We start from the raw sequence: 19,113 nt of genomic DNA, 5'->3' as shown, positions 1-19,113 counted from the left end.
CATACATTTTTCGCCGGGAATCGATTGGGAGAGCCGAAATGACAGACCTCGTGGACCGGATGACGTCGCCCCGACTGTCGTCCGAGGCCATGCCGAGCAAGCGCGGAACCCGCCTGCCCCGCGATGCGCGCCGTGCCCAACTGCTTGCCGCGGCCAGTGAGGTCTTCGTGCTACGCGGATATCACGCATCGGGCATGGACGAGATCTCGCAGTGCGCCGGAGTGTCCAAACCCGTGCTGTACCAGCACTTCTCGAGCAAACTCGAGCTGTATCTGGCGGTTCTGCAGAACTACATCGACGCGCTGGTCTCGAGCGTGCGCCAGGCGCTGCGCTCGACCACCGACAACCGCCAGCGCGTGCGGGCCGCCGTGCAGGCGTACTTCGATTTCGTCGATCACGAGACCCAGGGCTTCCGGCTGGTCTTCGAATCCGACCTGACCAGTGAGCCGCAGGTGCAGCGCCGGGTGGAGCAGGCCACCGAGGCGTGCGTCGACGCGGTGTTCGACCTGGTCGCCCACGACTCGGGACTGGACCCCTACCGGGCCCGCATCCTCGCGGTCGGCCTGGTGGGCGCCAGTCAGATCACCGCTCGCTACTGGCTCGAGGCCGATCGGCCCATTCCGAAGGAGGAGGCCGTGGACACCACCGTCGCCCTCTGCTGGGGTGGTCTGTCGCGGGTGCCGCTGCACCACTGAGCACGGCCTGCGCGAACCCGGACGGAAACGACGAACGCGGCGAGGCGGAGTACCCGCCTCGCCGCGTTTCGCTGTCGAGAACCCTTACACCGCCGCGAAACCCACGCGGCCGCTGGTCGACGTGCCGATCTCCACGTAAGCGACCTTGGCGGCCTGGATCAGGTATTTGCGGCCCTTCTCGTCGGTCAGCGCCAGCACGCCGCCCTTGCCGTCCAGCGCACCGGACACCAGCGCCTCGACCTCTTCCGGGGTCTGCGAGCTGGTGATCACGAGCTCGCGCGGGCTGTCCGAAATACCGATCTTGACCTCCACGGTCAACCTCCTAGAGTCCTGATGCTGTCCTGCTCAGGCTAGTGCAGGGCGGATGGGCGAAGTTAACGCTGTCAGCGAACGAGGACGCGGCCCGCGGCCGCGGGCGACTAGGCCAGGCCCAGCACGCGCATGCGCTCGGCGTGCCTGGTCTGCATCCGGTCGAACAGCGCGGCGATGCCGTTCAGGTCACCGGTGGCGATGAGGACCAGCTCGGTCAGCTCGTCGCGCTGGGCCATCACGAACTGCGCCTGCGTGATCGCCTCCCCGAGCAGCCGGCGTCCCCACAGGGTGAGCCGGTCGCGTTCGGAGCGGCTCTCGGTCACCGCGCGGCGTACCTCGTCGACGACGAATTCGGAATGGCTGGTCTCGGCGAGCACATCGTGCACGACACCGGCCACCTCGGGCGCCAGCGCGTCGGCCAGCACGGTGTAGAAGTCGGCGGCGATCCCGTCGCCGACGTAGAACTTCACCATCGACTCGAGCCAGGTCGAGGGGTCGGTCGAGTCGTGGTAGGCGTCCAGCGCGCGCACGTACGGCGCCATCGCGTCGAAGACGTCGACCCCGCGCTCGGCGAGCGCGGCCTCCAGGGTGTCGAAGTGGGACATCTCCGCGGCCGCCATCTTCGCCACGGCCACCCGGCCGCGCAGCGACGGCGACAGTTTCGCCTCCTCCGCCAGCCGATAGAACGCCGAGATCTCGCCGTAGGCGAGCACCGCGAACAGGTCGAGGACGCCGGGATGGTCGGCGGGGATGCGGGCGTCGGATCCGGTCGAAACACCCAGCGCGGCAGACGGGTTTACTCCCATGCGCTCCAGCCTAGTAGGGGTCGCGGTGGCGACGGCACCGGTCACGCCCGATCTCGCAGAAACTTCTCGAGGTAGGTCCAGGTGGTGTCGCGCGCGCCCGGTCCGGCGAGGATGCCGAGATGGCTGCCCGGGGCGGTCTCGTAGCGCACGTCGGCGCCGGTGAGGGTGGTGACGCCGTGCTCGACGGCCGCGGCCGGGGTGATCACGTCGTCGGGGCCGCCCACCAGCAGCACCGGCGCGGTGACGTCGGCGAGCGCGATCCGCTCGTCGTTGAGCCGCACCACGCCCCGGCCGATGTCGTTGGCCAGGATGAACCGGCTCCACAGCTGGTTGTACAGCCGTCCCGGGTAGCCGGGCATCTGCGCCTGGAAGCGGTCGATGGTCTCCATCCGGCTCAGCGTGGCGCGATCGGTGAGATTGGTCGCGATGAACAGCGGCCGCCGCAACTCCCGCTCCCACGAGGTGGCCCGGTAGGCGAGCCGGGTCAGCGGCGCGGGCACCCCGCCCGCCGCCCGGATCAGGCTGGAGGTGGCCAGGCCGCGAGTGAACCGGGCCAGCGCCCGCACCTGCGGCACGCCGGTGACCTTGTCGTAGTCCAGGGGCGAGCCGATCGCGGTGATCGAGCGGATCGGCAGCGCGGCGTCGGCAGCGGCGGTGAGCAGTGCGAGAACGCCGCCCAGGGACCATCCGACCAGGTCCACGGGCGCGCCGACGCGATCGGCGGAGACCCGGCCGATCGCGGTGGGCAGGATGTCGTCGATCCAGTCCTCGAAACCGAGCCGCCGGTCGGCGAAGGTGATCTCGCCGTAGTCGATGACGTAGGGGTGGCGGCCCGCGTCGAGCAGGAAGCGGGCCAAGCTCTGGTCGGGGCGCAGGTCGAAGCACACGGCCGGGGCCGCCAGCGGCGGGACCAGCAGGACCGCGGCGTCGTCGGCGGACGCCGCCGCCGTGGATCCCTCGAACCGCAGCAGCCGCCGATGCGGTTCGTCCCACAGCACCGTGGCGGGGGTGGGCGCAGGGTGCTCGATGCCGTCGCCGAAGGTCAGTGCCCAGGCGTTGCGGGCCGCGACGGTCACGGTGTCTGCCAGACTCACGGCACCAACCTATACCGTGACGCCGCGTCACACATATGTGGGATCGGCCACCGCGCGACCGGCGCGCCGCGCCCGGGCAATTTTCCCGCGCCACGTGAATTGTGCTGTGCCGCAGGCGACGACGCGCGGGTTCGCGCGGGTACGGCGAAGTGTCCGGGAAATACCTCCGGGGCGGAACCGGAGCCGGAAATCGAGTTAAGGAAAGTATCACGCTACAATCTGCATGGGTAACGGAAATTCGTCGCCCGGAAAATTGTGCGCGCACCAGTTCCGCACCACCATTGCGCCGCCAGGTCGATGCCGATTCGGTGTCCCGGAGGGGCCGGGTGGGAAACGCCGGACAGGTGGTCGTCGCGGACCGCAAGGGTCCGCCCCACGCCTCGTGCGCGCGAGCCGCGATTGACACGAGGAAAGGCACGAACCTGAGCAAGATCACTGTCGAACAGGAGCCGGGGCTGTCGGAGACGCTGCTGACGGCCGAACTCGACCCCACGCACACCGCACCCTCGTTCGCCGAATTGGGAGTGCGCCCGGAAATCGTCCGCGCGCTCGCCGAGATCGGAATCGAACGCACTTTCGCCATCCAGGAACTCACCCTGCCGCTGGCGCTGGCCGGCGAGGATCTCATCGGCCAGGCCCGCACCGGCATGGGTAAGACGTTCGGATTCGGCGTCCCGCTGCTGCACCGCATTTCCACCGCCGAGTCCGGCACCACCGCGCTGGACGGTACGCCGCGAGCGCTGATCATCGTCCCGACGCGCGAACTGTGCGTGCAGGTGACCTCGGATCTGGAGAACGCGAGCAAATACCTGACCAATCACCAGGGCCCGCTGCGGGTGGCCTCGATCTACGGCGGTCGTCCCTACGAGTCCCAGATCGCGGCGTTGCGCTCGGGTGTCGACGTGGTCGTCGGCACGCCCGGCCGCCTGCTGGATCTGGCCGAGCAGCAGCATCTGATCCTCGGCAAGGTGGGGGTGCTGGTGCTCGACGAGGCCGACGAAATGCTCGACCTGGGCTTCCTGCCCGATATCGAGCGCATCCTGACCATGGTCCCCGAGCAGCGGCAGACGATGCTGTTCTCGGCCACCATGCCCGGCCCCATCATCACGCTGGCCCGCACCTTCCTGCACAAGCCGACGCACATCCGCGCCGAGGAACCGCACGACTCGGCGGTGCACGACCGCACCGCGCAGTTCGTCTATCGCGCGCACGCGCTGGACAAGAGCGAGCTGGTGGCGCGGATCCTGCAGGCCGAGAGTCGCGGCGCCACCATGGTTTTCACCCGCACCAAGCGCACCGCGCAGAAGGTCGCCGACGATCTCGCCGATCGCGGGTTCGCCGTCGGCGCCGTGCACGGCGACCTGGGTCAGATCGCGCGCGAGAAGGCGCTCGACAAGTTCCGCAAGGGCAAGATCGACGTGCTGGTCGCCACCGACGTCGCCGCGCGTGGCATCGACATCGACGATGTCACCCACGTGGTGAACTACCAGTGCCCGGAGGACGAGAAGACCTACGTGCACCGCATCGGCCGCACCGGTCGCGCGGGCCGCACGGGCGTCGCCGTCACCCTGGTCGACTGGGACGAGTTGAACCGCTGGGCCTCGATCAACTCGGCGCTGGATCTCGGCATCCCCGAACCGGTCGAGACGTATTCGCGTTCCCCGCACCTGTTCGAGGAACTCGGCATTCCCGAGAACGCGACCGGCACGCTGCGGCGCAAGCCCGCTCGCGACGAGGACGCCGTCGTGGTCGAGCGCGAGCAGCGCGCTCCGCGCAAGCGCAACCGTAAGCGGACCGTGCGCGGCAGGCCGATCGACCGGGTCGAGGGCGAAAGCACCGAGGACACTGCCGATCTCACCGCCACGGCCACGGAAACCGCGCCACCGCAGGGTGATTCGGAATCGGACGAGGGCGACAAGCCCGCGCGTCGCCGCCGTCGCCGCCGCAAGCCCGCCGGGAGCGGCGAGGGCGCGACAACCGAGAGCACGGGATCGGCGGCCGATACAGAGGCCGCCATCGAGACAGAGGCCACCGTCGAGCGCACGCAAGGCGACACGGATGCCGACGGCGGCGACACCGCCGACAAGCCCGCACGCCGCCGCCGTCGCCGCCGCAAGCCCGCCGGGGCCGACTCGAACAACGGTGCGGCGCAAGGCCACAACGGTGCGGCAGCGGAAGACCACAACGGCACCACTGCGGAAGCCCGCGACAGCGGCACCGCGGAAGGCAACGAGGGCAGCACCGCGTCGGAGTCGCGCGGCAACACCGCGCAACCCACCGACACCACCGTCCGCACCTCCGCCTAACCACTCCGCCTGCCCGGCCGTCCCTGCCCCGGTCTACCCAGCCACCCGGTCTACCCAGCCACCCCGAGCGGCCCAGCCACCCTGAGCCGCCCGCCGCTCTGGGCCGCCCGGCCGCTGGGTCACCCGGCCGCTCTGGATCGCCGGGCCACCTTGGGCTACCCGGCCGCTCCGGGCTGCCCGGCCACCCTGGGCTGCCCAGCCACCCTGGGTCGCCGGGCCACCCGGGGCTACCCGGCCGCTCCGCGCTGCCAGGCCACTCTGGGTCGCCCGGCGCTCTGCGCTGCCAGGCCGCTCTTGCCGCCTGGCTGCTCTGGGCTGCCAGGCCACTCTGGGTCGCCCGGCTGCTCTGGGTCGCCCGGCCGCTCCGGGCCGCCAGGCCACTCCGGGCTGCCCAGCTACCCCCGGGTCGCCAGCCACTCCGGGCTGCCCGGCCACCCTGGCTACCCGGCCACTCCGGGCTACCCGGCCACCCTGGGCTACCCGGCCACTCCGGGTTGCCCAGCCACCCCGGGTTGCCCAGCCACCCCGAGCTGCCCGGCCACCCCGGGTCGCCCAGCCACCCCGAGCTGCCCGGCCACTCCGGGCTGCCCGGCCACCGTGGGCTGGTCGGCCACCGTGGGCTGGTCGGCCACCGTGGGCTGGTCGGCCGCCGTGGGCTGGTCGGCCAGGCCGGGTGGGTGTGCGGCCGGACCCGCCGGGGGCGGGTGGGCACGGTGATCGGTTACCCTCGCTGACGTGCTCGCACCCGAGCGGCGGACGCGCGCCGATATCCAAGCCGCGGTCGCGATCGCCGTCGTCCTGGTGATCGCGATCGTGCTCGTCTGGGTGAACAGCGACGCGCGCCGTACCGTGTCCGAGCCAGCCGCGCAGGCGGCCACGGCGCCGGTCACGGCCACCGCCCTGCCGCAGCAGCTGCACGAGCTGTGGCATCGGCCCGACGAGGCGACCACCCGGGCGCTCGTGTCCGGTGGCGTCGCCATCACCGGCTCCGGCGGCACGGTCACCGGCCGCGACCCGCGCACCGGCGAGCAACTATGGAAGTATCAGCGCGACCTTGCGCTGTGCGGGGTGGAGAGCCAGTTCGGCACTGTCGTCGCCACCTATCGCGACCGGCGCGGTTGCAGCCAGACCACGCTGCTCGCCGCCGACACGGGCGCGCGGCGCACCGCCCGCAGCAGCTACATGGACGATCGGGTGAAATTGTCGGTGGACGGCACCTACACGCTGGCGCTGGGCCCCGACCGGCTCGAGATGTGGCGTTCGGACCTGGTGCGCACGCTGGAGTACGGCTACGTGGACGCGCCGGTCAACGTCCGCACCCAGCCGCGCAAGAACTGCACGCTGTTGTCGGGCGCCTCCAGCACCACCCGGCTCGCCGTGCTGGAACGCTGCCCCGGCGAGAACGCCGACCGCCTGACCGTGCTGAACCCCGCGCCCAAGGACAACAGCGTGCCCGAGGAGTACGGCTCACACGTGCTCACCGAGCCCGGCGCGGTGTCGGACAAGGCGCGCGTAATCGCGGTGTCGGACAACCGGATCGCGCTGTATCTGCCCGGGATCGGCGCCGAGGCACCACAATTCGCGATCTACGACCAGGCCGCCAATTCCGTTGCCGCACACCGGCTCACCGCTCCCCTGGCCGACGACATCAGGACCACCCGCGTCGGCTCGGCCTTCCTGGTCTTCACCGGTAACAGCGTGATCGCGCTGAACACCACCACTTTCGACCCGGTCTGGACGGCACCCGACGCGCTCGGCACCCCGGCACTGCTGGCCGGGCAACTGCTCATGCCGGTCGCCGACGGCCTGGCCGTCATCGATCCGGCCACCGGCGCGCAGACCACCCGCATCCCGGTCCCGCGCACCGACTACCACGGCGAGCCGATCTCGCTCGCGGTGATCGGCAATACCGTGCTGGAACGCCGCGGCAACGATCTCTACGCCCTGGGCTGATCCCGAGCGCCCATCCGGACGCTGCACCGGATCCGGCATGATCGACGGCATGGGCGACACCGATTTCCGGCTGGTACTCCTGCGCCACGGCGAGACCGAATGGTCGCGGGCGCGCAGGCACACAGGGCGTACCGATGTGCCGCTGACGCCGCTCGGTGAGGAGCAGGCCCGCGCGGCCGCACATCTGCTGAGCACCCTGGACCTGCACGATCCGCTGACGCTGACCAGCCCGAAGCGGCGCGCGGTGCACACCGCCGAACTGGCCGGGCTCACCGCCGCCCAGGTCGACGACGATCTGGTCGAGTGGGACTACGGCGACTACGAGGGCATCACCACGCCGGAGATCCAGCAGACCGCCCCGGGCTGGACCATCTTCACCGGCGAGGTGCCCGGCGGTGAATCCCGCGCCCAGGTGCAGGCGCGCGCCGACCGGGTGCTGGCCTCGGTCGAACCGGCGCTGCGTGAGCGCGACGTGATCCTGGTGGGTCACGGCCACTTCTCCCGCGCCCTGATCGCCCGGTGGGCCGGATTCGATGTCCGCGAGGGCCGCCGCTTCTTCATGTCCACCGCGGGGGTCACCGTGCTGGGCCACGATCACAAGGCCCGCAGCGTGCTCGCCCACAACCTGGTCCCTACGCTCGACGAGGCAGCCCGATGATCCGCCCCGCCACGCCCGCCGACGTGCCCGCCCTGGTGGAGCTGGTCTACGACCTGGCCGAGTACGAGAAGGCCCGGCACGAGTGCCGGCTCACCGCCGAACAGCTGCACGCGGCACTGTTCGCTCCGAATCCGGCACTGTTCGCCCATGTGGCACAACAGGATTCGGGCGGGGAGATACTCGGCTGCGCGATCTGGTTCCTGAACTACTCGACCTGGACCGGCACGCACGGCATCTACCTCGAGGACCTCTACGTCAAGCCGGAGGCCCGCGGCATCGGCCTGGGCAAGGCGCTGCTCGCCGAACTCGCCCGGGTGGCGGTCGCGCGGGGCTACCACCGGGTGGCGTGGTCGGTGCTGGACTGGAACACCCCGTCCATCGAGTTCTACGACTCACTCGGCGCCGAACCCCAGGACGAGTGGACCGGCTACCGCCTCACCGGCGCCGCCCTCGCCCGCCTGGCCGAGTCCTGATCGCCCGAGCCGCGGCGCGGTCGCACCGAGCGGGCGGACGAGAACTGCTGGCGGGACGGCCGTAGGGTGGGGCGATGGATATCACGGTCCGGGCGGCGGGGTTGTCGGATGTGCGCGATCTGGCGGGGGTGCTCGGTGCGGCGTTCGCCGACGACCCGGTCATCGGCTGGCTGATTCGCGACGATCGGGTGCGGGCCCGGCGGGCCGCCCATATGTTCGCCGCCCTCGTCCGGCATCAGTTCATCGATCTCGGCGGCGTGGATGTGGCCTTCGACGACACGGGCGGCATGGTCGGCGCGGCAGTGTGGGCCCCACCCGGCGATCGGCGGCCCTCCACTCTGACCGAACTGCGTACGCTGCCGGGGCTGGCGCGGGCGTTCCGTACCCGGTTGCCCGCGGCCGGACAGCTCGCCCAGCGCATGCAGGCCGAGCACCCGCGCGAACCGCACTGGTATCTCGCCTTCGTGGGCACACTGCCGCGGGTGCGGGGGCGCGGCGTGGCGCATGCCCTGCTCGAGCCGCGGGTCGCGCATTGCGACAGCACCGGCGCGCCCGCATATCTGGAGTCCAGCAAGCGCGAGAACATTCCGTATTACGAGCGCTACGGATTCGAGGTCACCGGCGAACTCGACGTGACCGCCGGCGGCCCGCCGGTGTGGCCGATGTGGCGGCAGCCGCGCTGAGCCCGCGGATTCAGTCCTCGTCGGCGATGTCGTAGACCTGCGCCGCCCAGCGCGTCGACGGCGGCGAGAACAGCAGGCCCAGCGCCACCAGCGCCACCAGGCCCAGCGGGATCCCGAACTGCGGCTGTCCGCCGATCATGTACCACGACACCGGCAGCAGCAGAATCTGCGCGATCACCACGATGGCCCGGCCCCACCGCCGCCCGCGCAGCAGCCCGATTCCGGCCGCCAGCACCGCACCGCCGAGGATGACGAACCAGGCGGCCGTACCGTACGCGCTGGTCAAGCTCTGGTCGATGCCCGTGAGACCGCGCACCACCAGCACGATCGCGACGATCACCCCGATGCCGCCCTGCAACGCCGCCAGCCCGCCGGCCACGCGCACCGTGGCGGGTGCCCGCTCCGGTGCCGCACTCTCGCCCGCCGTGCCTTCGTCCGCGTTCCGCTTCGCCACCCCGCCAGCCTAGAGCCGTCGATTCTCTTGTCCCCGTCGCGGTGTCGCGGCCCCTGTCTCAGTACGCTGCATGCGTGCGGACGTTGCTGATCGTGAATCCGAATGCCACCTCGACCACACCGGCCACCCGCGATCTGCTCGCCCACGCGCTGGAGAGCCGGACCCAGCTGATCGTCGCCCATACCCAGCACCGCGGGCACGCCGCCGAACTGGCGCAGTGGGCGGCCACCAACGAGATGGATCTGATCGTGGTGCACGGCGGGGACGGCACGGTCAACGAGACCATCAACGGCTTCCTGCCGCTGCCGCAGGTCGACGACGGGCAGGCGTGGATTCCGCGGCTCGGCGTCATTCCGGGCGGCTCGGCCAATGTGTTCGCCCGCTCGCTGGGCATCAAGCCGGATCCGGTGGCCGCCACCAATCAGCTCATCGATCTGCTGTCGGTGGAAAAGGACCGCCGCATCGGCCTGGCCATCGCCGACGACCGCTGGTTCACCTTCTCCGCCGGTGTCGGATTGGACGCCGATGTGTGCGAGGCCATCGACAACAGCCGCGCCGACGGCCACGCCGCGACACCGGCCCGTTACCTGCGCACCACCATCCGGCAGTTCTTCCGCGCCAGGCGCAAGGAGCCCGCGGTCACCCTGCGGATTCCCCATCACGAACCGGTCACGGACGTGCATTACGCATTTGTGACCAACACCAGTCCGTGGACCTATCTCGACGCCACTCCGGTGGTCACGAACCCCGAAACTCGATTCGAAACGGGTCTCGGGGTGTTTGCCATGCGGACCATGCGGGTACTGCCCACACTGTGGGTCGCCCGGCAGCTGTTGGCCACCGACGGAAATCCCAAGTCTCGCAATTTGTTTCGCGACGACGACGTTCCGTCGGTACGTGTCTCTGCCGACGAGCCGATCGGCCTGCAAATCGATGGCGACTTCATCGGCCGCCGCAACGTGGTGGATTTCACCTCGGTCCCCGAGGTGCTCGAGGTGATCGCACCACGGCCCGGAGCGGGCCGACACAACTGAGAAAACATCGCAGTTGTGCTGCGGAAACCGATCCGAGCGAGTACAAAGGACTCGGCAGGCCCCCGTTGTAGGGGTCTTACAGCGTGAGCTTCCCCACGGTGCACCACAAAGCTATTGACATCTACGGTGTTCGTGAAAGCATTCACAAGCAACCGTGCGGAAACATTCGAGTCGCACAAGTGAACGGACCACAAACCCGAGGCGCCCTGGTGCGCCCAGCAAAGGAGCAGAGAGAATGGACTGGCGCCACAAGGCCATCTGTCGCGATGAGGACCCCGAGCTGTTCTTCCCGGTCGGTAACAGTGGTCCCGCACTCGCGCAGATTGCCGATGCCAAGCTGGTCTGCGCCCGCTGCCCCGTGACCGCCGAATGCCTGTCCTGGGCCCTGAAGTCCGGGCAGGATGCCGGTGTATGGGGCGGTATGAGCGAAGACGAGCGTCGGGCGCTGAAGCGTCGCAACGCGCGCACCCGCACCCGCAGCGTCGTCTGACGACACTGGGCGTTACGGCCACCCGCACAGCCCTCGGCCCGTAACGCATGCCAGCCCGGCACCGTAAGGTGCCGGGCTTCATTGTTTCCGCAGCGCCGGGCTTTCCCGCCCGGCGCGCCTTTTCGCCGGGATGCTTCTCGATCAGCGAGAAGAGCGGCGGCCCAAGGGAACTCGGAGGACGGCGTCGGTGCCGATGTCGGCTCCCGGGTGCAGGCCGATCGAGCCGCCCAGCTCCGCGGTGACCAGGGTGCGCACGATCTGCAGGCCCAGGCGGTCCGAGCCTTCCAGGCTGAAGCCGTCCGGCAGGCCGCGGCCGTCGTCGCTGATGATGACGTCCAGCCAGCGCGCCGAACGCTCGGAACGGATGGTGACCGTGCCGTTCTCGCCCGCGTCGAAGGCGTGCTCGATGGCGTTCTGCACCAGTTCGGTGAGCACCATGACCAGCGGCGTCGCGCGTTCGGCGGAGAATACGCCCAGCGAACCGGCCCGCCGCACCTTGATCCGGGCGGTGTGCACGGTCGCCACGTCGGCCATGATCGGCAACAGCCGGTCCACCACCTCGTCGAGGTCGACCTCCTCGTCCACCGACATCGACAACATCTCGTGCACCGAGGCGATCGAGGTGACGCGACGCACCGACTCGGTCAGCGCGAGGCGCGCCTCCTCGTTCTCGGTACGGCGCGCCTGTAAACGCAGCAGGGCGGCGACCGTCTGCAGGTTGTTCTTCACGCGGTGGTGGATCTCGCGGATGGTGGCGTCCTTGGACAGCAGCGCGCGGTCGCGGCGCTTGACCTCGGTGACGTCGCGCACCAGCACCGCGGCCCCGGCGAGCACGCCGTGCGGGCGCAGCACCAGGGTGCGCAACAGCACGGTGGCCCCCCGCGCCTCCACCTCCATGCGGCGGCCCGACTTACCGGCCAGCGCGGCCTGGATGTCGTTGACCACCTCCTGCGCGTCGAACGGATCGGTGATCAGCGAGCGGGTGGTGTGCGCCAGATCCTGGCCCGCCAGATCGCTCTGAAACCCCATGCGGTGATACGCCGACAACGCGTTCGGACTGGCATAGGCGACGGTGCCCTCGGTGTCGATGCGGATGAAACCGTCACCGGCACGGGGACTGGAATGTGAACCGGTGCGGTCCTCCAGAGTCGGGAAGGTGCCGTCGGAGATCATCTGGCACAGTTCGTCCGCGCAGGTCATATAGGCCTCTTCGAGGCTGCCGCGGGTCTTCGTGCGCTGCACGTCGGTGTCGCGTCCCAGCACGGCGATCACGTCGGTGCCCACGCGCACCGGGATTGCCTCGCGGATGGCGTGCGCCGGGATCGGGTGGTAGACGCCCGTGGACTCGCCGTCGGAATCGACCCGCACGATCTCACCGGTCAGCAGGGCCTCGAACACCTGCGGGTGATCCTCCTTGGAGGCGAGGGAACCCACCACGTCCTGTGGGTGCACGGTGGCCGCGGTGGTCGGGCGGGCCTGCGCCACGCACACCACGTCGGCGCCCTCGGCGACCGGACCCGCGCCCACCCACAGCTGCAGATCCGCGAACGACAGGTCCGACAGCAACTGCCAGTCACCCACCACCCGCTGCAGATGGTCCACGGCCGCACCCGGTAGATCGGTGTGCTCGGCCAGCAGGTCACTCAGTGTCGACATGCACCACGCTCCTTCACCCGACGCGATTGTCCCCCAACCGCCGGGTGCGGTACGCGGGCAGCCCTCCCGGTCAGGAGATGACCGCGATCAGGTCACCCTTCTGCAGGACCTGCCCGGGCGTGACATTGATCGACGTGACGGTGCCGTCGCCCTCGGCGACCACCGGGATCTCCATCTTCATCGACTCCAACATGACGAGGGTGTCCCCTTCGCGCACGGTCGCCCCCTCCTGCGCCACGATCTCGTAGACGGTCGACACCATTTCGGCGAGCACTTCCTCGGCCATGACACCCTCTCGATCGGTCGACACGGTTGACGCCCCCATCCGCTGGAGGTACAGCCAATCACACGTGAAACAATGGCGCTCGATCAGAAGGAGGATACCGATGGGTAAGCGAGGACGTAAGAAGCGCTCACGCAAGGGCAACGCGGCCAACCACGGCAAGCGCCCCAACGCCTGAGTCGCCCGGCGCACAGCGCCGTAAAGCACTGAGCGGCACGTCATCTCGACGATGACGTGCCGCTCTGCTGTGTCGTGTGGACGCGGCTAGGGGTTCTCGATACGGGAATCGGTGATGACGACCGACTTGCGGATCTCGAGGGTCAGCCGCTCGCGCAGCGACTCGGGGGCGCGATCGCCGCCGCACTTGGTGCTGAGCAGCCGCTTGAGCTTCTCCTCCAGCCCGTACGCCTCGATGCACGGCGAACAGTGGTCCATGTGGTGCTGGAGCCGCTCCCGGGTGGCGTCGTCGCATTCACCGTCGAGCATGAGCCAGACATCGGCGAGGACCGCCGTGCAATCCAGTTCCATGTCGTCGCTCATCGAGTAACCTCCTGACGCGCACTTCCCGTTCGGTTCCGATCGAAGCCCCGCTCGTGCGCCACGTCGGCCAGCAGGCCCTTGAGCTGCTTGCGACCGCGGTGCAGGCGAGACATGACGGTACCGATCGGGGTCCCCATGATGTCGGCGATCTCCTTGTAGGGGAAGCCCTCCACGTCGGCGTAGTACACCGCCATCCGGAATTCCTCGGGCAACGACTGTAGCGCCGCCTTGATGTCGTCGTCGGGAAGCGCCTCCAGCGCCTCCATCTCCGCCGAGCGCAGACCGGTCGACGTGTGCTCGGCCGTGGAGGCCAGCTGCCAGTCGGTGATCTCCTCGGTCGGGTACTGCGCGGGCTGGCGCTGCTTCTTACGGTAGGAGTTGATGTAGGTGTTGGTCAGGATGCGGTACAGCCAGGCCCGCAGATTGGTGCCCTCGCGGAACGACCGGAAACCCTGATACGCCTTGGCGAAGGTCTCCTGCACCAGGTCCTCGGCGTCGGCCGGGTTGCGTGTCATGCGCAGGGCGGCGCCGTAGAGCTGATCCAGCAACGGCAGGGCATCGCGCTCGAAACGCTGGGCCAATTCCGCGTCGGTGGCGGTGCTGCGGGCCACGCCCGGCTCGCCCTCGGCGCCCTGGATGTCCTCGGCGGGATCGTCGATCGCCGGATCCTCTGCGGCGCTCACGTCCGTGCGCTCGGCATCCTTGTGCTCAGCGTTGCCCGCGGTATCGTCGCTCGTCACGCCCATCCCTTCGATCGCCGTAGCTTTCGAATCTACCGCGAGCGGGGTGGACACCGGGAATCCGGTGTCGGGCGGCCAAGCGACTGCCACCGGGCGTTCGTCGACCAGCACGGTCACCGGCATCTCCTTCGTTCCGATGGAATTTCCTCTGCCTGCGTCCGGGCCCCGGGCGGACGTGCGGCGTACCGCGTGCAACATGGCCGCGGGCCGCTGTGTTCCCGGCCGCGCCGCGGCGGCTCTAAGGTTGACCGGCATGGCAGGCGCTTCCACTCCCGCGATCCGCGCGCTGACCCGGGCGCGGGTGACGCACCGGGTGCACGCCTACGCGCACGACCCGCGCAGCGATTCCTACGGCGCCGAAGCGGTCGCCGCGCTGGCGGACAGGGTGGGCGTGGCGGCTGCGCAGATCTTCAAGACGCTGGTGCTCGAGTTGTCGACGGGCGGTCTGGCGGTGGCCGTGCTGCCGGTGCCCCGCACGCTGGCCTTGAAGGCGGCCGCGGCCGCGCTGGGCGCGCCGAAGGCGGTCCTGGCCGATCGGGCGAAGGCCGAGCGCACCACCGGCTATGTGCTGGGCGGCATCTCGCCGCTGGGTCAGAAACGGGCGCTGCCCACGGTGCTCGACGATTCGGCGCTGCGCTGGGACCGGGTGCTGTGCAGCGCCGGCAAGCGCGGGCTGGAGATCGAGCTGGCGCCGGCGGACCTGATCCGGCTCACCGGCGCGGTGACCGCCGCGGTAACCGGCTGACCGGTCTGCTGGACAATGGTGCGAGTGCGAGGAGGTGACCGTGCGTGGACGATAACGAGGTGATCGACACGATCGGCCAGCAGCTGATCCGGCTCGGTCGTATTCGCGAACGCACCAACGCCCAGATCGCCGCGGCGTCGGGGGGCGAGATCGAGATCTCCGCCTACAGCATCATCTTCCGGCTGCTCGCCGACGGCCCGATGCGGTCGGGCACGCTGGCCGAGGCGATGTTCTCCGATGCGTCCACCATCAGCCGTCAGGTCGCCGGACTGGTCAAGCGCGGGCTGATCGAGCGCCGCGCCGACCCGGACGACGGGCGGGCCAGCGTGCTCACCGTCACCGACGCCGGGCGGGAGCTGGCCGAACAGTTGCGCAAGCGACGCGTCGAGATGCTCGAGCACATCGTCGCGGACTGGGATCGCGCCGACCGCGAGCAACTGGCCACGCTGCTGCGCCGGTTCGTCGACGACTACGAGACCGCCCGCCCAGGGCTGCTGACCTCCGGAGACACGCCGCGCTCACAGGTGTAAATCACATAAATCACATCAACAACACCAGCATCTGTGCATTACTTGAGCGGCCAGAATTCGTTCGACCGTGAGGATGTGATGCGAAAATGTCCTACCGACAGCGTGTGCGCACCATGGTCGTCACCTGCGGCGCGATCCTCGTAGTGGGGTCCGGCGCGCTCGCCGTCGCCCCCGCGGGCGCGGCACCCGGCGGTGACCCGAATTTCCCGCTCGGCAACAGCCCTGGCGTGCCGAGTCAGCAGGAGCCCGACAAGCGTTTCCAGCGGGCGCCGGAGCGGGTGGAGAAGCTGGGTGGCTCCACCACCAGCAAGCTCCTGGAACTGGGGACCGAACTCATCAAGTGCGGGCTCAACGTCGCGACCCCGGCGGTGCACTGCTACTTGTGAGGCTCCCCCTCGCCGTGCGGGCCGGGTTCAGATCAGGCTGATCTGCCCGGCCTGTTCGCCCTCGGGAGCGGGCGCTCCCGGCGCGGGCGCGAGCAGTTCGGGGCCGTTGTTGCGGACGCTGTTCACCAGCGGGGCGACCGGGCGGGCGACGATGCCCGAAACCCGTTCCGGCCCAGGCGTTTCCAGCAGTTCCTCCGGTGCGGGATGGTCGGGGTCGAGCCAGGCGTCCCAGTGTTCGCGCGGCATCACCAGCGGCATCCGGTCGTGGATCCTGGTCAGGTCGCCGACGGCGTCGGTGGTCAGGATCGTGCACGACAGGATCGGGGCCATGCCCTCGACCGAGCGATCGCGCCAGGTGGACCACAGACCCGCCATGTACAACCGGGAGCCGTCGGCGTTCGACATGTAGAAAGGCTGCTTGACAGCTTTTCCCTTACCGGTGGGCGCGGGCTCGACGAGCCACTCGTACCAGCCGTCCATGGGCACCAGGCAGCGGCGCTTCTTCGTCGCGTCGCGGAACGAGGGGGCTGACGCCGCACGATCGGCGCGGGCGTTGAACAGCGGCTTGCCCTTGGCCGGGACGCCCGGCTCGGACGCCTTGGTCCAGACCGGGATCAGGCCCCACCGCATGCGCCGGATCCGCAGCGCCGGATCGTCTTCCGGATGGTCGTGGTCGTGCCGCTCGACCACGGTGAGCACCTGATTGGTGGGGGCCACGTTGTAGTTCGCGCGGTCCAGGTCGGGCGGGTCACCGGTCTCGTCGATCGCGTCGAGCTCGGCCGCCAGCCTGGCGGGGTTGGCCGTCGTCGCATATCTGCCGCACATGCCCCCATGCTGCCACCGCCCACCGACGAATTCCGGTCGAGTCGGGCAGCCGCCGCACCCCGCGTGACCGGACGGCGCGAAAGATGGCCGGAAATGCAACTGAAGGCGGTTGACTTCACATCTAGGGTATGAGAACTTCGTGCCGTAACTCTCTCATTAGGGGCCGCCGAACCATGTCCACCACCGAGTCCACCGCCGTCGCCGGTGACACCACTCTGACTTCGGTCAATCCGGCCACCGGCGAGGTCATCGCCACCCATCCGATCGCCGACGCGCAGGCGGTCGGCGCGGCCGTCGAGAAAGCGCGTGGAGCCGCCGCCGTCTGGGGCGCGCTGTCCTACGCCGAACGCAAGCGGTATCTGCTGCGCTGGGCCAGCCGGCTGGTCACCAAGTCCGACGAGCTGTGCGACCTGATCCACGCCGAGAACGGCAAGCCGCGCGACGACGCGTTCCTCGAACTGATGCTCGCCCTCGAGCACATCTCCTGGGCCGCCAAGAACGCCGAGAAGGTGCTGAAGCCCAAGAAGGTCTCCCCCGGCGCGCTGATGTCCAACTTCGGCGCCTACATCGAACAGCGCCCGCTGGGTGTGATCGGTGTGATCGGGCCGTGGAACTACCCCGTCTACACCCCGAACGGGTCGATCGCCTACGCGCTGGCCGCCGGCAACACCGTGGTGTACAAGCCGAGCGAATACTCCACCAGCATCGGCAATTTCGTCGCGAAGGCGTTCGCCGAGGCCAACCCGGAACTGCCCGAGGGCGTCTTCGTCACCGTCAACGGCTACGGCGAGACCGGCGCCGCGCTGGTGCGCGCCGACATCGACAAGGTGGCGTTCACCGGTTCCGCGGCCACCGGCAAGAAGATCATGGCGGCCGCCGCCGACCGGCTCACGCCGGTGCTGCTCGAGTGCGGCGGCAAGGACGCCGTCATCGTCGCGCCGGACGCCGATATCAAGGCCGCCGCCGACGCGGTCGCCTACGGCGCGACCATGAACAGCGGCCAGACCTGCGCCGGTGTCGAGCGCGTGTACGTGGACGCCTCGATCAGCGACCAGTTCGTCGCCGAGGTGAAGAAGATTCTGTCCGATGTGCATCCCGGCTCCGACGAGAAGGCCTCCTACGGCCCGATGACCATGCCGAGCCAGATCGACATCGTGCGCCGCCACATCGAGGACGCGCTGAAGAACGGCGGCACTGCGGTGCTCGGCGGCCCCGACTCGGTGCGGGGCGCCTACATCGAGCCGGTGGTGCTGGTCGACGTGGACGAGAGTGCCGCGGCCGTCCGCGAGGAGACCTTCGGCCCGACGGTCACCATCCGCACCGTCGACAGCGTCAACGAGGCGGTGGAGCTGGCCAACAACTCCACCTATTCGCTCGGTTCGGCGGTCTTCTCGCGCAAGCACGGCCTCGAGATCGCCCGCCGCATCAAGGCGGGTGCCACCTCGGTCAACTCGGTGCTGGGTTTCGCCGCGATCTCCGCCCTGCCCTTCGGCGGCGGCCGCGACTCGGGCATCGGCCGCATCCACGGCGCCCCCGGCATGCTGGAATTCACCGCCCCGCACTCGATCGCGGTGCAGCGCTTCACGATTCCCGGCATGGCCCTGCTGAGCTACAACCGCACCGAGAGCACCATGAAACTGCTCCGGCGCATCGTGCCCCTCCTCCACGGCCGCCACAAGTAGGTTTTCGCGAGCGCCGGTGCGGTCGGTTCGAACACCGTCGACCCGCACTGGCCTCCGATTATCATTGGCGCATGTCACTCACTCGAGTCGAGCGGCCTGATCTTCCCGAATACATGACGTGGGAAGAGTTGGAAAACTCCCCGATGACCTTGCCGGGCAGATCGAGCTGTGGAACGGGCGCGTGGTCTGGGTGCGTCGCGGATCCGGCGAGCATCAAATGTTCATCCGCCGCTTGACCAACGCACTCGAGCTATGGACTCGAAAGGACATGGCGGCGAACACCGAACGCTGCTGGGTCGCCGACTTCGAAACCAACATCTTCTTCGGTTCGTCCGGCAAGTCCGATTTCATGACGCCCGACTTCATGATCCACCGTTGTCTCGGTGCGCCGTACCAGGCCATCCGCGCGAGCGATGTGCTGCTGGCGGGAGAGGTTCTCTCACCGTCGAACTCGCAGGTCGACATCGAGGGAAAAAAGCCCGCTACGCCGGTGCCGGAATTCCTTGGTACTGGCAGGTGCACTGACGACAGCGCCATCGACGCTGTTCACGCCTTCGCTCTCGAAACGAGGCCGGGACTGCTGCCCGAGGGAGTCCGACCGCTGCGTCCCGCCAATTACCTGGCGGTCGGCGAGTGGACGGCTGACGACGTGGACGGCATCGCCATCGACCACCCCTTCCCGATCCATATCCCCTGGTCCGAGCTGGAGTTCTGAACTCGCCGGGTCACGAGTTCGTGACCGGGCGGTGTCTCCGACCGGTCGTAGGA

The 19,113-nt window shown here is 69.3% G+C and carries 23 protein-coding genes and 1 pseudogene; 15 read left to right on the top strand and 9 right to left on the bottom strand.

The features are described 5' to 3' along the window. The first annotated feature begins 38 nt into the window (after nt 1-38). A complete protein-coding gene (gene fasR, locus NWFMUON74_RS06945; RefSeq protein ID WP_187687133.1) occupies nt 39-695 on the top strand; it encodes an HTH-type transcriptional activator FasR in 657 nt (218 codons plus the stop codon). 84 nt (nt 696-779) lie between these two features. Here the strand turns inward: fasR and NWFMUON74_RS06940 are convergent, their stop codons facing one another. The 3 genes from NWFMUON74_RS06940 to NWFMUON74_RS06930 form a co-directional block, all read right to left on the bottom strand. Continuing rightward, on the bottom strand, nt 780-1,007 hold the full coding sequence (locus tag NWFMUON74_RS06940; RefSeq protein WP_187687132.1) for a DUF3107 domain-containing protein: 228 nt from the start codon (nt 1,005-1,007) through the stop codon (nt 780-782). 107 nt (nt 1,008-1,114) lie between these two features. Beyond that, nucleotides 1,115-1,813, bottom strand: a complete 699-nt coding sequence (locus NWFMUON74_RS06935; RefSeq protein ID WP_187688987.1) for a ferritin-like fold-containing protein — start codon at nt 1,811-1,813, stop codon at nt 1,115-1,117. A gap of 41 nt (nt 1,814-1,854) precedes the next feature. After that, nucleotides 1,855-2,907, bottom strand: a complete 1,053-nt coding sequence (locus tag NWFMUON74_RS06930; protein ID WP_187687131.1) for an alpha/beta fold hydrolase — start codon at nt 2,905-2,907, stop codon at nt 1,855-1,857. A 398-nt stretch (nt 2,908-3,305) separates the two neighbouring features. Between NWFMUON74_RS06930 and NWFMUON74_RS06925 the strand changes: the two are divergent. The 6 genes and pseudogenes from NWFMUON74_RS06925 to NWFMUON74_RS06900 all read left to right on the top strand — a co-directional run. Then, nucleotides 3,306-4,868: pseudogene (locus tag NWFMUON74_RS06925) on the top strand (DEAD/DEAH box helicase); the annotation flags it as partial. An 857-nt stretch (nt 4,869-5,725) separates the two neighbouring features. Continuing rightward, complete coding sequence (locus NWFMUON74_RS35610) at nt 5,726-5,947, top strand: hypothetical protein (RefSeq protein ID WP_197986978.1); 222 nt, start codon at nt 5,726-5,728, stop codon at nt 5,945-5,947. A 1-nt stretch (nt 5,948) separates the two neighbouring features. Beyond that, nucleotides 5,949-7,166, top strand: a complete 1,218-nt coding sequence (locus NWFMUON74_RS06915) for an Rv3212 family protein (protein ID WP_187687130.1) — start codon at nt 5,949-5,951, stop codon at nt 7,164-7,166. A 49-nt stretch (nt 7,167-7,215) separates the two neighbouring features. Then, a complete protein-coding gene (locus NWFMUON74_RS06910) occupies nt 7,216-7,824 on the top strand; it encodes an acid phosphatase (protein ID WP_232110885.1) in 609 nt (202 codons plus the stop codon). Then, nucleotides 7,821-8,297, top strand: a complete 477-nt coding sequence (locus NWFMUON74_RS06905) for a GNAT family N-acetyltransferase (protein WP_187687128.1) — start codon at nt 7,821-7,823, stop codon at nt 8,295-8,297. Before NWFMUON74_RS06910 ends, NWFMUON74_RS06905 begins: the two co-directional genes overlap by 4 nt. A gap of 74 nt (nt 8,298-8,371) precedes the next feature. Further along, on the top strand, nt 8,372-8,980 hold the full coding sequence (locus NWFMUON74_RS06900) for a GNAT family N-acetyltransferase (RefSeq protein ID WP_187687127.1): 609 nt from the start codon (nt 8,372-8,374) through the stop codon (nt 8,978-8,980). Between the two features lie 10 nt (nt 8,981-8,990). Here NWFMUON74_RS06900 and NWFMUON74_RS06895 read toward each other — a convergent pair whose 3' ends face one another. After that, complete coding sequence (locus NWFMUON74_RS06895) at nt 8,991-9,434, bottom strand: hypothetical protein (RefSeq protein WP_187687126.1); 444 nt, start codon at nt 9,432-9,434, stop codon at nt 8,991-8,993. A gap of 74 nt (nt 9,435-9,508) precedes the next feature. Here NWFMUON74_RS06895 and NWFMUON74_RS06890 point away from each other — a divergent pair, with 74 nt between their 5' ends. Further along, complete coding sequence (locus NWFMUON74_RS06890) at nt 9,509-10,468, top strand: diacylglycerol/lipid kinase family protein (RefSeq protein ID WP_187687125.1); 960 nt, start codon at nt 9,509-9,511, stop codon at nt 10,466-10,468. A 235-nt stretch (nt 10,469-10,703) separates the two neighbouring features. Next, a complete protein-coding gene (locus tag NWFMUON74_RS06885) occupies nt 10,704-10,958 on the top strand; it encodes a WhiB family transcriptional regulator (protein WP_062507827.1) in 255 nt (84 codons plus the stop codon). A 141-nt stretch (nt 10,959-11,099) separates the two neighbouring features. On the opposite strand, the gene NWFMUON74_RS06880 is transcribed toward NWFMUON74_RS06885, so the two are convergent. Continuing rightward, nucleotides 11,100-12,614: a sensor histidine kinase gene (locus NWFMUON74_RS06880; RefSeq protein ID WP_187687124.1), complete on the bottom strand. Its 1,515-nt coding sequence runs from the start codon at nt 12,612-12,614 to the stop codon at nt 11,100-11,102. Between the two features lie 70 nt (nt 12,615-12,684). Then, nucleotides 12,685-12,900 (bottom strand): biotin/lipoyl-binding carrier protein, encoded by a 216-nt coding sequence (locus NWFMUON74_RS06875; protein WP_187688984.1) that lies wholly within the window; start codon nt 12,898-12,900, stop codon nt 12,685-12,687. 100 nt (nt 12,901-13,000) lie between these two features. On the opposite strand from NWFMUON74_RS06875, the gene NWFMUON74_RS36830 reads away from it, so the two are divergent. Then, the gene (locus NWFMUON74_RS36830) at nt 13,001-13,075 is read left to right on the top strand and encodes a 50S ribosomal protein bL37 (RefSeq protein WP_022597109.1); all 75 of its coding nucleotides are present in this window, start codon (nt 13,001-13,003) and stop codon (nt 13,073-13,075) included. Between the two features lie 86 nt (nt 13,076-13,161). On the opposite strand, the gene rsrA is transcribed toward NWFMUON74_RS36830, so the two are convergent. Both rsrA and NWFMUON74_RS06865 read right to left on the bottom strand, forming a co-directional pair. After that, on the bottom strand, nt 13,162-13,437 hold the full coding sequence (gene rsrA, locus NWFMUON74_RS06870; RefSeq protein WP_187687123.1) for a mycothiol system anti-sigma-R factor: 276 nt from the start codon (nt 13,435-13,437) through the stop codon (nt 13,162-13,164). Next, nucleotides 13,434-14,300 carry a sigma-70 family RNA polymerase sigma factor gene (locus NWFMUON74_RS06865; RefSeq protein WP_425300509.1) on the bottom strand — a complete coding sequence of 289 codons (867 nt, stop codon included), beginning with the start codon at nt 14,298-14,300 and terminating at the stop codon, nt 13,434-13,436. The genes rsrA and NWFMUON74_RS06865 overlap by 4 nt, the downstream gene beginning before the upstream one ends. Before the next feature lie 130 nt (nt 14,301-14,430). Here NWFMUON74_RS06865 and ybaK point away from each other — a divergent pair, with 130 nt between their 5' ends. From ybaK to NWFMUON74_RS06850, 3 genes are all read left to right on the top strand, one after another. Further along, complete coding sequence (gene ybaK / locus NWFMUON74_RS06860; protein WP_187687122.1) at nt 14,431-14,922, top strand: Cys-tRNA(Pro) deacylase; 492 nt, start codon at nt 14,431-14,433, stop codon at nt 14,920-14,922. 44 nt (nt 14,923-14,966) lie between these two features. Further along, nucleotides 14,967-15,452, top strand: a complete 486-nt coding sequence (locus NWFMUON74_RS06855) for a MarR family winged helix-turn-helix transcriptional regulator (protein ID WP_187687121.1) — start codon at nt 14,967-14,969, stop codon at nt 15,450-15,452. 86 nt (nt 15,453-15,538) lie between these two features. Next, nucleotides 15,539-15,838 (top strand): hypothetical protein, encoded by a 300-nt coding sequence (locus NWFMUON74_RS06850; protein ID WP_187687120.1) that lies wholly within the window; start codon nt 15,539-15,541, stop codon nt 15,836-15,838. 27 nt (nt 15,839-15,865) lie between these two features. Here NWFMUON74_RS06850 and NWFMUON74_RS06845 read toward each other — a convergent pair whose 3' ends face one another. Then, a complete protein-coding gene (locus tag NWFMUON74_RS06845; RefSeq protein ID WP_187687119.1) occupies nt 15,866-16,663 on the bottom strand; it encodes an SOS response-associated peptidase in 798 nt (265 codons plus the stop codon). Between the two features lie 173 nt (nt 16,664-16,836). Here NWFMUON74_RS06845 and NWFMUON74_RS06840 point away from each other — a divergent pair, with 173 nt between their 5' ends. Next, on the top strand, nt 16,837-18,345 hold the full coding sequence (locus NWFMUON74_RS06840; protein WP_187687118.1) for an aldehyde dehydrogenase family protein: 1,509 nt from the start codon (nt 16,837-16,839) through the stop codon (nt 18,343-18,345). 118 nt (nt 18,346-18,463) lie between these two features. Beyond that, on the top strand, nt 18,464-19,060 hold the full coding sequence (locus NWFMUON74_RS06835) for a Uma2 family endonuclease (RefSeq protein WP_342213625.1): 597 nt from the start codon (nt 18,464-18,466) through the stop codon (nt 19,058-19,060). Nucleotides 19,061-19,113: the final 53 nt, after the last annotated feature.

The organism is Nocardia wallacei (assembly GCF_014466955.1).
Lineage (GTDB): Bacteria > Actinomycetota > Actinomycetes > Mycobacteriales > Mycobacteriaceae > Nocardia > Nocardia wallacei.
This window is presented reverse-complemented; position numbering and strand designations above follow the sequence as displayed.

What these genes read in the sequence shown, in the direction of transcription:
- fasR (WP_187687133.1), top strand. Translation starts at nt 39, where the DNA reads ATGACAGACCTCGTGGACCGGATGACGTCGCCCCGACTGTCGTCCGAG.
- NWFMUON74_RS06935 (WP_187688987.1), bottom strand. Translation starts at nt 1,813, where the DNA reads ATGGGAGTAAACCCGTCTGCCGCGCTGGGTGTTTCGACCGGATCCGAC.
- NWFMUON74_RS06910 (WP_232110885.1), top strand. Translation starts at nt 7,216, where the DNA reads ATGGGCGACACCGATTTCCGGCTGGTACTCCTGCGCCACGGCGAGACC.
- NWFMUON74_RS06905 (WP_187687128.1), top strand. Translation starts at nt 7,821, where the DNA reads ATGATCCGCCCCGCCACGCCCGCCGACGTGCCCGCCCTGGTGGAGCTG.
- NWFMUON74_RS06900 (WP_187687127.1), top strand. Translation starts at nt 8,372, where the DNA reads ATGGATATCACGGTCCGGGCGGCGGGGTTGTCGGATGTGCGCGATCTG.
- NWFMUON74_RS06885 (WP_062507827.1), top strand. Translation starts at nt 10,704, where the DNA reads ATGGACTGGCGCCACAAGGCCATCTGTCGCGATGAGGACCCCGAGCTG.
- NWFMUON74_RS06880 (WP_187687124.1), bottom strand. Translation starts at nt 12,614, where the DNA reads ATGTCGACACTGAGTGACCTGCTGGCCGAGCACACCGATCTACCGGGT.
- NWFMUON74_RS06875 (WP_187688984.1), bottom strand. Translation starts at nt 12,900, where the DNA reads ATGGCCGAGGAAGTGCTCGCCGAAATGGTGTCGACCGTCTACGAGATC.
- rsrA (WP_187687123.1), bottom strand. Translation starts at nt 13,437, where the DNA reads ATGAGCGACGACATGGAACTGGATTGCACGGCGGTCCTCGCCGATGTC.
- NWFMUON74_RS06865 (WP_425300509.1), bottom strand. Translation starts at nt 14,300, where the DNA reads ATGCCGGTGACCGTGCTGGTCGACGAACGCCCGGTGGCAGTCGCTTGG.
- ybaK (WP_187687122.1), top strand. Translation starts at nt 14,431, where the DNA reads ATGGCAGGCGCTTCCACTCCCGCGATCCGCGCGCTGACCCGGGCGCGG.
- NWFMUON74_RS06850 (WP_187687120.1), top strand. Translation starts at nt 15,539, where the DNA reads ATGTCCTACCGACAGCGTGTGCGCACCATGGTCGTCACCTGCGGCGCG.
- NWFMUON74_RS06845 (WP_187687119.1), bottom strand. Translation starts at nt 16,663, where the DNA reads ATGTGCGGCAGATATGCGACGACGGCCAACCCCGCCAGGCTGGCGGCC.
- NWFMUON74_RS06840 (WP_187687118.1), top strand. Translation starts at nt 16,837, where the DNA reads ATGTCCACCACCGAGTCCACCGCCGTCGCCGGTGACACCACTCTGACT.